This is a genomic window from Mesorhizobium sp. M1D.F.Ca.ET.231.01.1.1 (assembly GCF_003999155.2).
Lineage (GTDB): Bacteria > Pseudomonadota > Alphaproteobacteria > Rhizobiales > Rhizobiaceae > Mesorhizobium.
Map to the genome: position 1 here is coordinate 171,233 of NZ_RZOZ02000001.1, position 12,044 is coordinate 183,276.

Below are 12,044 nucleotides of genomic sequence, written 5' to 3' on the forward strand. Positions count from 1 at the left end.
GGAAATCAGATGGAGAAACTGGTGCCGCAGCCGCAGGACGCGACGGCGTTCGGGTTCCTGATCTGGAAGGACTGGCCCATCAGGTCGTCGACGAAGTCGATCACCGACCCGCCCATATAGACCAGCGAGAGGTCGTCGATCAGGATCGTCGCGCCATCCTTCTCGATGGCGACGTCGCCGTCGTTCGCCCCTTCGACCAGATCGAACTTGTAGGAAAAGCCGGAGCAGCCACCGCCTTCGACGGAAACGCGCAGAGCCGTCTTGCCCGGTTCGCCGGACAGAATCCTGGCGATCCGCTTCGCGGCCGCTTCGGTCATCTCGACCTTCATGGTAGTCTTGGCATCCGCGCCCATCGGCGTCACCTTGCTTTCGGTTTCCCATGATAGGTATGAAGCGGGCGGGGGCAAGTCAACTGGTGGGCGAATGGGCAAGGATGCTCTCGGCGATATCGGATTCGGCTACCGGCCGCGCGCTGTCTATGCGAGCGATCCTGCGCAGTCGCGCGGCCGGCTGTTCGACGAGCCGGAAAGTCCGACGCGCACGCCGTTCCAGCGCGACCGCGACCGCATCATCCATTCCACCGCCTTTCGCCGGCTGAAGCACAAGACGCAGGTGTTCGTCGCGCATGAGGGCGATCACTATCGAACCAGGCTGACGCATTCGATCGAGGTGGCGCAGATCGCGCGTGCCCTGGCGCGGGCGCTGCGCGGCGACGAGGATCTCGCCGAAGCGGTCGCCCTGGTGCATGATTTCGGCCACACGCCTTTCGGCCACACCGGCGAGGAGGCGCTGAACGAGAAAATGGCCGGCTGGGGCGGGTTCGACCACAACGCGCAGTCGCTGCGCGTCGTCACGCGCCTCGAGCGGCGCTATGCCGAGTTCGACGGGTTGAACCTCACCTGGGAGACGCTGGAAGGGCTGGTCAAGCACAACGGGCCGCTGACCGACGACAGCGGAAGGGGCTTGAAAGGGCCCGTGCCGCAGGCGATCCGCGACTATTCCGAACTGCACGACCTCGAGCTCGACCGCTTCGCCGGCATCGAGGCGCAGTGCGCCGCGATCGCCGACGACATCGCCTACAACACGCATGACATAGACGATGGCCTGCGCGCCGGTTTCCTGACGCTCGACATGCTCGAGGAAGTCGGCCTGCCGGGTTCGATCCTGAAGGGCGTGCGCGCCCGCTATCCGCGGCTCGACGACGTCCGCACCGGCCACGAGCTGATGCGCCGGCAGATCACATTGATGGTGGAGGACGTCATTGCATCGGCCAAGGCCAATATCGAGCGCCTCAAGCCGGACAGCGCCGATGCGGTGAGGGCGGCGGGCGAGACGCTGGTGACCTTCTCCGCAGGCATGGCTGCAGCCGAAAAGGAGCTGAAGGCCTTTCTCTACAAGCATCTCTATCGGCACGCGGAAGTAATGCGCGTGCGGGCCGACGCCGAAAAGATCGTGCGCGACCTGTTCGATGTCTATTTCGCCGACCCGCGAGCCATGCCGGACGGCTGGCGCGAAGGGCTCGACAGAGCCGAGGATCGCATCAAGGCGCGCAGCGTCGCCGATTTCCTGGCCGGCATGACCGACACCTATGCGCTGAAGGAGCACAGGCGTCTGTTTGACCATACGCCCGATTTGAGCTAGGGCGAGCCACGATTTTGCCGGCCAAGCAGCCGGTCGCCTCTTTAAAGCCCAGAGCACACCAATGAATATCTTCGCCGATTTCAACGCGCGGATCGTAAAAGCTGTCGAAGCCCTTGATCTGAAAGACAAGGACGGCGGAGCGCTGGACCTGTCGCGCATCGCGGTCGAGCCGCCGCGGGACGCGAGCCACGGCGACCTTGCCACCAATGCGGCGATGGTGCTGGCGAAGCCCACCGGCCAGAACCCGCGCGCTTTGGCGGAAAAGCTGGCCGAAGCGCTGCGCGCCGATACCGATATCGCGTCCGCCGACATTGCCGGGCCGGGCTTCGTCAATCTGAGGCTCAAGGACGGGTTCTGGCAGGCGCATCTGGCGGCGCTGCTCGGCGAGGGCCGCAACTATGGCCGCTCCAGGATCGGCGGCGGCCGCAAGGCCAATGTCGAATATGTCTCGGCCAATCCGACCGGCCCGATGCATGTCGGTCATTGCCGCGGCGCCGTCGTCGGCGACACGCTGGCCAATCTGATGGCCTTCGCCGGCTACGACGTGACCAAGGAATACGTCATCAACGATGCCGGCTCGCAGATCGACGTGCTCGGCCGCTCGGCGATGCTGCGCTATCGCGAGGCGCTCGGCGAAGGCATTGGCGAGATCCCGCCCGGCCTCTATCCGGGCGACTATCTGATCCCCGTCGGCCAGGCGCTGGCCGAGGAGTTCGGCCTCGGCCTGCTGGAAATGCCGGAAGAGGAAGCGCTGGCAATCGTCAAGGACCGCACCGTCGACGCGATGATGGCGATGATCCGCGAGGATCTGGCGCTGCTCAATGTGCATCACGACGTGTTCTTCTCCGAACGCACGCTGCATGCCGACAATGCTAGGAAGATCCGGGCGGCGATCGCCGACCTGACGCTCAAGGGCCACATCTACAAGGGCAAGCTCCCGCCGCCCAAGGGCGAGAAGCCTGACGACTGGGAAGATCGCGAGCAGACGCTGTTCCGTTCGACCGCCGTCGGCGACGACATGGACCGGGCGCTGGTGAAGTCGGACGGCTCGTTCACATATTTCGCCGCCGACGTCGCCTATCTCAAGGACAAGGTCGAGCGCGGCTTCGTCGATCTCATCTACGTGCTCGGCGCCGACCATGGCGGCTACGTGAAGCGGCTTGAAGCGCTGGCGCGCGCGGTTGCCGGCGACACGGTCAAGCTGACCGTTCTGCTGTGCCAGTTGGTGAAGCTGTTCCGTGACGGCGAGCCGGTCAGGATGTCGAAGCGGTCGGGAGATTTCATCACGCTGCGCGACGTGGTGGAGGAGGTCGGCCGCGACCCGATCCGCTTCATGATGCTCTACCGCAAGAACGACGCGCCGCTCGATTTCGACTTCGCCAAGGTCACCGAGCAGTCGAAGGACAATCCCGTGTTTTATGTCCAATACGCCTCGGCGCGCTGCCATTCGGTGTTCCGGCAGGCAAGCGAGCAATTGGGCGAGGCGAATTTCGATCGCGACCGGCTTGTGGCCTCGGTCGCGTCGCTGACTGACGAGGGCGAGATCGGCCTCATCCGTAAGCTGGCTGAATATCCACGGCTGATTGAATCCGCGGCGCTTGCGCTGGAGCCGCACCGGCTGGCATTCTATCTCTACGATCTGGCGTCCAGCTTCCACGCACACTGGAATCGGGGCACCGACAACCCGGACTTACGTTTTGTTAAGGTTAACGACCCACAATTGACGTATGCCAGACTAGGGCTGGTGCAGGCTGTTTCGGATGTTTTGACTTCCGGCCTGACGCTGATAGGAGCTGATGCGCCTACCGAAATGCGTTAGGTTTGACTAAAAAACCTGTCACCTTTTGCCCACATTGCGCTGGTAAGGGCCAACCCTGCGCGACGTCCATGGCGTCCGACTGTGTGCGAGTTCGGGAACAATAATGGCAGACAGAACCCAGCTGAAAGCAGCCGCAAGCAACCACATCGCCGACGACGATCCGTTCGCGGAACTGACCCGGATCATGGGTTTCGACCCGCGTCAGCCGGTCAGGCCGCAGACGCCAGCGGCCGCAAAGGCTCCACCCGCAAACCAGGCTGCGGAGGAGGCCGATTTCGATATCGACCTCGAAAAGGAGATGATGGGCGAATTCGACGCCGTCGGGGAAGACGCGCCGGCCATGCAGCACAAGCCGGCCAACTTTGCTCTCACCGACGATGAGATTGCCGCGTCCTTCGAGCGGGACTTTGTTTTTGACGACGCAGCGGATCATGCTCATTTTGCCGCGCCCCGTGCGCCGGAGCCGGTCGCCGACACGACCTCCGACGACAGGGACGATGATTTCGGCAGGGACGATGATTTCGACAGGGCGGTCGTGAGTTCCCTGGAAGTCTCGCCGCTGCAGGATGACCTTTCCATCGACCGGGAAATGGCGGCCTCGCTGGATGAGGACTTCCGGATCGACGATGATGCGGCCGACGCGAACCAGGGCGCCGCCGCGCCTGAGGTTGTCGAGGCTGCAGTCGCTGCGCCTGCGGCCGAGACGGCGTTCGATGCCGATTTCGACAACGCGGTCCAGATGTCGCTCGAGGACGAGCTTGCGTTCGACGACAGTGAGATCGAGCAGCCCGAAACCGCTGACGTTCAGCCGATCGAGGCTCACGCCGTTGCCGACCGGCCGATCGCCGACGAAGATTTCGACGGCCAGTCCGATGAGGCCCAGCTTGATCAGGCCGACGTCGACATGGATCACGATCAGCCGCAGGACCTGATCCTGGAACAGGAACTGTCGGTCGATGACAGTGAGCCGCAGGCGATCGAAGCGGCGCATGTCGCTGCCGATCACGAACCTACCGCCGATCCGGAGCCCATGGCCGACCACGAAGCCGCGGCGGATCCGGTCCTCGAAGACGATCTCGAGCTCAGCTTCCGTGACGCCCTTGCCGAGGAGCCGGAGGCTCCCGCTGTCGAGCCTGAACCCGTCGCCGACCATGAGGCCGCGGCCGATCAGGTCCTTGAAGACGATTTCGAGCTCAACTTGGTCGACGCCGAGGAACCGGAAGTTCCCGCTGTCGAGCCTGTCGCCGCAGCCGAGCCGTCTTTCGAGGAGCCTGCTCAGGCCGTGACGGCTCCGGTTCCGCCAGTTGCGGCGGTCGAGCCGGCCAAGCCCGCCGCGACCGCTGGCGAGCGAAGCCTGGAAGACGAACTCAACGCGTTGCTCGGCGCCATGACCGCGCGACCCGTTCCGGTTGCGCCGGCCCCGGTTGCTTCCATTCCGGTCGTTCAGGCCCCAGTCGCCCCGGCTTCGGTCGCCCCAGTTTCAGTCGTCAAAGAATCCGCTCCGGCACAGCAGCCGGCCAGCTACACGGGCGATCAGGCCGCTGCTGCCGATGATCTCGATTGGGATCTGGATGGGGACAAGCCTGAGCGCAACGAGCAGACCGACCAGCCTGCCGATGCCGATGTCGATACGCTGCTCGCCGGCGAACTCGACCGGCAGGGCTTCGAAGACTTCGCGGCTGAACAGGACGCCGAACCGAGCATCGATTTCGATGATGAGGCTTTCGATGCGGCTTTCGCCAGGGGCATCGAGCAGGACCTGCCGGCGGCCGAGCCGTCCCGGTCGTGGAGCAGGGTGACCCCGGTCGCCGCGCCCACGCAGGCGTCGTTCGCGCCGCAGCCGCCTACGGCCTCGGCGCCGCAAAAGACTGCTCCCGCCAATCGTGAGGAGCCGGCGGAGGACTACTTGGCCTACGCCAAACCGGCTTCGTCGCCGCAGATGGCGGCGCCGGCCTATCATGACGAGCCGGCGAAGGACTATTCCGCTTACGCCAAGCCAGCCGCGGCGCCGCAGCCCCGCCATCAGGAAGAAATGCCCGATGTCGAGACGGTCGACGTGCCGGAGCGCGTCGTGGCGCTGGCCGACGATCTCGATATCCCGGAGCTCAGCTTCGAGGAGGATCAGCCGGCGGCACCCGCCTACGATGATCTCGACGCCGAGTTTGCCGGCCTGCTCAGCGAGATGAACGCGACCGAGATCGCGGCCGCCCCGGTGCAGAGCCGGGGCTATGACGACGATTCCTACAATGCCGGATTCAAGACTGGCTACGATCGTCACGAGCTGCGCGCCGAGACGCCTGCCGCGCCTGCGGCCTCGTCCTATGCCGCGGCCGCGAGCGCGTTCGATGCCGATGATTTGCCCGGCAGCCGTCCGGTCTCTCAGGCGGACGATTTCGCCGCAGACGAGCTCGACTACGATCCCGAACTCGACGAGGCAATGACTGTGCCCGGCCTTGCCGAGCGCGAAGCCCCGAAGCCGCGCAGCCGCAATCTGATGGTCGCCGCGCTTGTCGGCGCAGCGGTGATTGCCGGCGGCCTCGGCGCTCTCGCCTTCTCATTCGGCGGCAAGGGCGGCAGCGAGGCACCCGTGATCGTGAAGGCCGACAATTCGCCGATCAAGGTCAAGCCGGAAAACCCGGGCGGCACGGTGGTGCCGAACCAGGACAGCAAGGTCTATGACGCCGTGGCCAAGGGTGGGACGGCCAAGTCCACCGAACCGGTGCAGCAGAAGCTGGTGACCAATGTCGAGGAACCGATCGATGTAGCGTCGAAGGAACCGCCGCAGAGCCGGATCGTCGACCTTTCGCCTGACGACACCGATGCCGCGCCCGGTACCGACGCGGCGGCCAGTCCGAAGGCGGCAGCGCCGGCTTCCGACGCAGCGGCTCCGGACGCGGCAGCGCTGGCTCCGGATGCAGCAGCGCCGGCTCCAGACTCGGCAGCGACGGCTGCCGCCCAGGCCGCCGCGCCTGCAGGCACACAGCCGGCAGTCCCGGCGCCGAAATCGGAGGACCGCATCGCCCAGGTGCTGCAGGAGGCCGACAAGGGGACCAGCAACGATGTTGTCGCCGTGGCGCCGCGCAAGGTGAAGACCATGATGGTGAAGCCTGACGGCTCGCTGGTTCCTCGCGAGGACCCGGCTCCTGCGCCGCAAGTCGCGGCGACCGAGCCGGCCGATCCGGCGCCACAGCACGTCGCCGCGGCCGGACAGGGCGATGCCCAACCGACGGGAACCGTGACGCCGGCGACCGACCAGGCTGCCGATCAGGGCGCGGACGACCAGAGCGATACCGCCAAGCCAGCCGTGGCAGCGAAGCCCGCTGCCGCACCGAAGGCTGAAGCCAAGGCCCAGTCGGCCAACACGCCGGCGAAGGTGCCGGTGGCGCCGCCGCGCCCCTCCGACCAGCCGGTCGACATCGTTGGCGAGGTCAAGCCCGACAAGGTCGCCTCCATCGATCCGGCGGCAGCAGGCGGCGGCTCGTGGTCGATGCAGGTCGCTTCGCAGCCGACGGTCGAAAGCGCCCAGTCGACCTACCAGGACCTGCAGCGCCGCTACGGCAGCGTGCTCTCGGGGCGCACCGCCAACATCGTCAAGGCGGAGATCGCCGGCAAGGGCACTTTCTACCGCGTCCGCGTGCCGGCGCAGTCGCGCAATGACGCGATCAACCTTTGCACCAGCTACAAGGCGGCCGGCGGCACCTGCTTCGTGTCGCGCTGATCGCGCTGAACCATTCAAAGCCGGCGCCGCCGCGGGGCAGCGCCGGCTTTTCGTTGTGGACCGTTCCCGGCATTCAGGCGGCAGCGGGGAGGGGTGATTCCCATTGCGGTCCCAAAGGCCTAAGGTTCCGTTCATGACCGAATCAAAATCCATGATCCTCGGCTGCGCCGGGAAATCCCTCACTGAAGATGAAATCCGTTTCTACAGCGACGAACGTCCCTGGGGCTTCATCCTGTTCGCGCGCAATGTCGGCGAGACCGAGCAGATCCGCGACCTGGTCGCCTCGATGCGCGACTGCGTCGGACGCCCGGACGCTCCGGTCTTCATCGACCAGGAAGGCGGCCGGGTGCAGCGCCTGCGGCCGCCGCTGGCGCCGAACTATCCTGCAGGCGGCGCGCTTGGCGCGCTTTGGCGCGACGATCGCGAGGCCGGCCGCCGCGCCGCGTGGCTGCTCGCGCGACTTCACGCCTTCGATCTGCTGCGCCATGGCATCACCGCCGACTGCCTGCCGGTGCTCGACGTCCCCATCGCGGGTGCCAGCGATGTCATCGGCGCGCGCGCCTACGGCATGGAACCCAATGCCGTGATCGACCTTGGCAAGGCTTCGGCCGAGGGCCTGATGTCGGGCGGCGTCCTGCCGGTTATGAAGCATATTCCTGGCCATGGCCGAGCCTTTGCCGATACGCATTTCGCGCTGCCGACGGTCGACACGCCGCTCGCCGAGTTGCGGCAACATGATTTCGCCCCGTTCAAGGCGCTCAACCACCTGCCGATGGCGATGACGGCGCATGTCGTCTACAGCGCCGTCGACCCGGACAATCCGGCGACGACCTCGGCCAAGGTCGTCGCCGAGCTGATCCGCGGCGAGATCGGCTTCGACGGGCTCTTGATGAGCGACGACACCTCGATGAAGGCACTTTCTGGGGATTTCCCAACAAAGGCTGCCTCGATCCTTGCGGCCGGCTGCGATCTCGTCCTTCACTGCAACGGCGTTTTCGAGGAAATGTCCGGCATCGCGTCGCGTACGACGGTGCTCGAAAGCAAGTCCCTGGCGAGAGCGGAGCGGGCGCTAACCTATATAAAGAGCCGCGACGTCGCCGAAGAAAGCGCGATACGCGCGGAATTCGCCACCTATTTCGAAGCGGTGGCCTGAACCGAAGGGATAGAAGGGCAAGTGGCGGAAACATTGGACAGCAAGGCCGCGAAGGCCGCACCGATGGACCGTCTGTGGGCCGAGAACGACGATTCACGTCTGACCGGCGACCCGTCGCTGGTGGTCGATGTCGCCGGCTTCGAGGGACCGCTCGACCTTCTCCTGCATCTGGCGCGCAATCAGAAGGTCGACCTGGCGCGCATCTCGATCCTGGCGCTCGCCGAGCAGTATCTGGCCTTCATCGAGAAGGTGAGGGCGCTCAGGCTCGAGCTCGCCGCCGACTACCTGGTAATGGCGGCGTGGCTCGCCTTCCTCAAGTCGAAGCTCCTGATCCCGAAGCAGCCGGGCGAAGAGGGCGAGAGCGGCGAGGAACTGGCGGCGGTGCTGCAATTCCGGCTGAAGCGGCTGGAAGCGATGCGAGACGCTGCAGCTCGGCTGGTCAACCGCAACCGGCTCGGCCGCGACGTCTTTGCGCGCGGCATGCCGGAAATGGTGATCGTCGAGAAGCGCAACGCCTATTCGGCCTCGCTCTACGATCTTTTGACCGCCTATGCGCAGCAGCGCCAGCGGCAGGCGATCAACAACGTGACGATCGCCCGCCGAGCGGTGTGGTCTCTGAAGGACGCGCGCGACGTGCTGGCGCGGCTGGTCGGAACGATTGGCGACTGGACGGCGCTGGACAGCTTCCTCATCCAATATCTGGCGACGCCGGAAGAGAGGCGCACGGCAGTCGCCAGTTCCTTCGCCGCGACGCTCGAAATGGTACGCGAGGGCAAGCTGGAAGTGCGGCAGGATCAGGTTTTCGCGCCGATCTACCTGCGCGGCCGCGCACAAGGGGTTAAGGCAGTCGAGGTGGTATCATGAGCGAACGCGCCAACGCTTCGGTCATTCCGTTCAAGGTCGAGGACGAGCCGGAAGACGAGATGGCCGAACAGGGTTCCATCGAGAACCCCGCCGAGCGGCTGCAGCTGTCGGAGGCCGTCCGCATGGCCGAGGCGATCATCTTCGCCAGTGCCGAGCCGGTCAGCGAAAGGCAATTGGCGGCGCGCCTGCCAGAGGGCGTCAACATCGCGGCGGCAATGACCGATCTGCAAGAAATCTATGCCAAGCGCGGGGTCAACCTGGTGCGGGTCGGCGACGCCTGGGCGTTCCGCACCGCCGGCGATCTCGCTTTCCTGATGAGCCGGGACTCCGTGCAGCAGAGAAAGCTCTCTCGCGCGGCGCTCGAAGTGCTGGCGATCATCGCCTATCACCAGCCGGTGACGCGGGCCGAGATCGAGGACATCAGGGGCGTCGAGACTTCCAAGGGTACGCTGGACACGCTCTTGGAAACCGAGTGGGTGAGGATGCGCGGCCGGCGCCGCACGCCGGGCCGGCCGGTGACCTACGGTACGACCGATGCCTTCCTCGACCATTTTGCGCTGGAGGAAGTCCGCGATCTGCCCGGCATGGAGGAACTGAAGGGCGCTGGGCTCTTGTCGACGCGCATGCCGTCCAACTTCTCAATGCCGGTGCCGCCGGCCGATCCGGACGCGCTGGCCGAGGACGAGGATGCGCTGACCGACATCGACCTCGAGGAGCTCGGATTGCTCACGCCGCGCGTCACGGAAGAGTGACCCGCGAATCCGGCGCGATTGGTCTATTAGCAGGGGCTGCGCGGATTCGTAGCAAGGCGCTCACGCCGAAAGTGCGTGACATCCGCCAGCCATTTTATCAACTTCATTGCGGTTGTGTTTGAATCCCTGAGCGAAAACGCATAGATCATCGCCGAGGGAAACCATTCGAGAGAGATTGTTATGGGTTCGTTTTCGATTTGGCACTGGATGATCGTGCTGGTCATCGTGCTTCTGGTGTTTGGCCGCGGCAAGATTCCCGAACTGATGGGCGACATGGCCAAGGGCATCAAGAGCTTCAAGAAGGGCATGGCCGACGACGACGTTGACGACAAGCGTACCGTCGAGCATCGTTCCGACGAGACCGTTTCGCCGGGCAAGGAAAAGGTCAGCAAGAGCTGAGCCCCAGGCTCTCGTTGGAACAGCTCTCGTTGGAATAGATTGCCATGTTCGAAGTCGGTTGGAGCGAACTGCTGGTGATCGCGGTCGTCATGATCGTGGTCGTCGGCCCGAAGGATTTGCCCAGCATGTTGCGCACCTTCGGCCGCACCGCGGCCAAATTGCGTGCCATGGCGGCTGACTTCCAGAAGCAGTTCAACGACGCGCTGAAGGAAGCCGAACTCGACGACGTCAAGAGTTCGATAGATAGCCTTCGCGGCCTCAATCCGATGACAGAAGTCCGCAAGCAGCTCAATCCGTTCGAGCAGGCGGCGGCCGATGTGCGGTCCGGTGTCGACACGATGATGAAGCCCAAGCCGGCGGTCGATCCGTCGACACCGGCAGCGTCGACGCCGCAGGCCGCCGAGCCGCTCAAGAACGGCGCAACGGACATGCCCGGCGTCAGTGGGACGGAGGCGACCCCACCGACCTTTCCGGCCATGACCGATGCTTCGGTGACCGCGCCTGCAGTGGAGGCCGCAGTACCGGCCCAGTCAGCGAAGAGGGTGGCGACCTCCAAGGCGAAGGCCGCCAGTGCAGCAGCGAAAACAAATTCGGCCAAAAGCCCGGCGGCAAAAGCCCCGGCAAAGTCTGCGCCGGTGACGGTAAAAGCCGCGGCGTCGGCCAAGAAGCTGTCGCCTAAGGCCGAGGCGAAGCCCGCCCAGGCGAAGAAGCCGGCCGCGAAGAAGGTGACCGACAACAAGAAGGTTGCGGGCGACACCAAGAAGACGGCGGGAGCCGCCAAGTGAGCGTTTCGGACAAGGACAAAGAAGAAATCGAGAAATCGTCGGCGCCTCTGATCGAGCACCTTATCGAGCTGCGCCGCCGGCTGATCTGGTCGCTGGGCGGCTTCTTCGTCGCCTTCCTGGTCTGCTTCTTTTTCGCCAAGCGCCTGTTCAACCTGTTGGTCGTCCCGTTCAAATGGGCGACGCAATGGGCCGGGCTCGACCCGCACAAAGTCGAGCTGATCTACACCGCGCCGCAGGAGTTCTTCTTCACTCAGGTGAAGCTCGCCATGTTCGGCGGCATGGTGATCGCCTTTCCGCTGATTGCCACGCAGATCTACAAGTTTATCGCGCCTGGCCTTTACAAGAACGAGCGCAACGCCTTCCTACCATTCCTTGTCGCGTCGCCCATCCTGTTTCTGATGGGCGCCTCGCTGGTCTATTTCTTCTTCACCCCGATGGTGATGTGGTTCTTCCTCGCCATGCAGCAGGTCGGCACCAACGACCAGGTACAGATTTCGCTGCTGCCGAAGGTGTCGGAATATCTCAGCCTGATCATGACGCTGATCTTCTCCTTCGGCCTGGTGTTCCAATTGCCGGTGGTGACCAGCCTTTTGACGCGCGTCGGCCTGCTGTCGTCGCAGGCGTTGGCCGACAAGCGCAAATGGGCGATCGTCCTTTCTTTCGTGGTTGCCGCGGTGCTGACGCCGCCAGATCCCTTGAGCCAGTGCGGCCTCGCCGTCCCGACCATCATTCTCTACGAGGTCGCCATCTGGTCCTCACGTATGATCGAGCGCAGCCAGGCACGTGACCGCCTGGCACGCGAGCAGCAGGATGCAGGCAGCTCTGTCGCGGGCAACACGCCGGACGCCTCGTCGACCTAGACGGAACCGCCAAGGCCCGGGAAAATCAAGGCAGTCCGTTTACCCGCCGTCTT

General features: G+C 64.7%; 11 protein-coding genes. 9 read left to right on the forward strand and 2 right to left on the reverse strand.

Annotated features, from left to right (window positions below; translation table 11 throughout):
* Nucleotides 1-5 precede the first annotated feature (5 nt).
* The gene (gene erpA, locus EN874_RS00830; RefSeq protein WP_127428101.1) at nt 6-353 is read right to left on the reverse strand and encodes an iron-sulfur cluster insertion protein ErpA; all 348 of its coding nucleotides are present in this window, start codon (nt 351-353) and stop codon (nt 6-8) included.
* A 70-nt stretch (nt 354-423) separates the two neighbouring features.
* Between erpA and EN874_RS00835 the strand changes: the two genes are divergently transcribed.
* Entirely contained in the window at nt 424-1,641 is a 1,218-nt protein-coding gene (locus EN874_RS00835) for a deoxyguanosinetriphosphate triphosphohydrolase (RefSeq protein ID WP_127428102.1), read from the forward strand.
* A 61-nt stretch (nt 1,642-1,702) separates the two neighbouring features.
* Entirely contained in the window at nt 1,703-3,460 is a 1,758-nt protein-coding gene (gene argS / locus EN874_RS00840) for an arginine--tRNA ligase (RefSeq protein WP_127428103.1), read from the forward strand.
* Here argS and EN874_RS34205 read toward each other — a convergent pair.
* Nucleotides 3,444-4,466, reverse strand: coding sequence for a hypothetical protein (locus EN874_RS34205; protein WP_245513389.1), 1,023 nt, complete (start codon nt 4,464-4,466; stop codon nt 3,444-3,446). The two genes, argS and EN874_RS34205, sit on opposite strands and share 17 nt — an antisense overlap.
* Here EN874_RS34205 and EN874_RS00845 point away from each other — a divergent pair.
* The 7 genes from EN874_RS00845 to tatC all read left to right on the forward strand — a co-directional run bounded on the left by EN874_RS00845 (nt 4,365) and on the right by tatC (nt 11,991).
* A complete protein-coding gene (locus tag EN874_RS00845) occupies nt 4,365-7,178 on the forward strand; it encodes an SPOR domain-containing protein (protein ID WP_245513396.1) in 2,814 nt (937 codons plus the stop codon). The genes EN874_RS34205 and EN874_RS00845 overlap by 102 nt on opposite strands.
* 133 nt (nt 7,179-7,311) lie before the next feature.
* Entirely contained in the window at nt 7,312-8,331 is a 1,020-nt protein-coding gene (gene nagZ, locus EN874_RS00850; protein ID WP_127428105.1) for a beta-N-acetylhexosaminidase, read from the forward strand.
* A gap of 63 nt (nt 8,332-8,394) precedes the next feature.
* On the forward strand, nt 8,395-9,195 hold the full coding sequence (locus tag EN874_RS00855; RefSeq protein ID WP_126089797.1) for a ScpA family protein: 801 nt from the start codon (nt 8,395-8,397) through the stop codon (nt 9,193-9,195).
* On the forward strand, nt 9,192-9,947 hold the full coding sequence (gene scpB / locus EN874_RS00860) for an SMC-Scp complex subunit ScpB (protein ID WP_126088775.1): 756 nt from the start codon (nt 9,192-9,194) through the stop codon (nt 9,945-9,947). Before EN874_RS00855 ends, scpB begins: the two co-directional genes overlap by 4 nt.
* A 180-nt stretch (nt 9,948-10,127) precedes the next feature.
* A complete protein-coding gene (locus tag EN874_RS00865) occupies nt 10,128-10,346 on the forward strand; it encodes a twin-arginine translocase TatA/TatE family subunit (protein WP_127428106.1) in 219 nt (72 codons plus the stop codon).
* Nucleotides 10,347-10,390: 44 nt separating this feature from the next.
* A complete protein-coding gene (gene tatB, locus EN874_RS00870; protein ID WP_127428107.1) occupies nt 10,391-11,131 on the forward strand; it encodes a Sec-independent protein translocase protein TatB in 741 nt (246 codons plus the stop codon).
* Nucleotides 11,128-11,991 (forward strand): twin-arginine translocase subunit TatC, encoded by an 864-nt coding sequence (gene tatC / locus EN874_RS00875; RefSeq protein ID WP_127428108.1) that lies wholly within the window; start codon nt 11,128-11,130, stop codon nt 11,989-11,991. Before tatB ends, tatC begins: the two co-directional genes overlap by 4 nt.
* Nucleotides 11,992-12,044: the final 53 nt, after the last annotated feature.

Bases quoted from the DNA above. Each gene is read 5' to 3' on its own strand.
- tatB (WP_127428107.1), top strand. From the start codon at position 10,391: ATGTTCGAAGTCGGTTGGAGCGAACTGCTGGTGATCGCGGTCGTCATG.
- EN874_RS00855 (WP_126089797.1), top strand. From the start codon at position 8,395: ATGGACCGTCTGTGGGCCGAGAACGACGATTCACGTCTGACCGGCGAC.
- EN874_RS00865 (WP_127428106.1), top strand. From the start codon at position 10,128: ATGGGTTCGTTTTCGATTTGGCACTGGATGATCGTGCTGGTCATCGTG.
- scpB (WP_126088775.1), top strand. From the start codon at position 9,192: ATGAGCGAACGCGCCAACGCTTCGGTCATTCCGTTCAAGGTCGAGGAC.
- EN874_RS00845 (WP_245513396.1), top strand. From the start codon at position 4,365: ATGGATCACGATCAGCCGCAGGACCTGATCCTGGAACAGGAACTGTCG.
- EN874_RS00835 (WP_127428102.1), top strand. From the start codon at position 424: ATGGGCAAGGATGCTCTCGGCGATATCGGATTCGGCTACCGGCCGCGC.
- argS (WP_127428103.1), top strand. From the start codon at position 1,703: ATGAATATCTTCGCCGATTTCAACGCGCGGATCGTAAAAGCTGTCGAA.
- erpA (WP_127428101.1), bottom strand. From the start codon at position 353: ATGGGCGCGGATGCCAAGACTACCATGAAGGTCGAGATGACCGAAGCG.
- nagZ (WP_127428105.1), top strand. From the start codon at position 7,312: ATGACCGAATCAAAATCCATGATCCTCGGCTGCGCCGGGAAATCCCTC.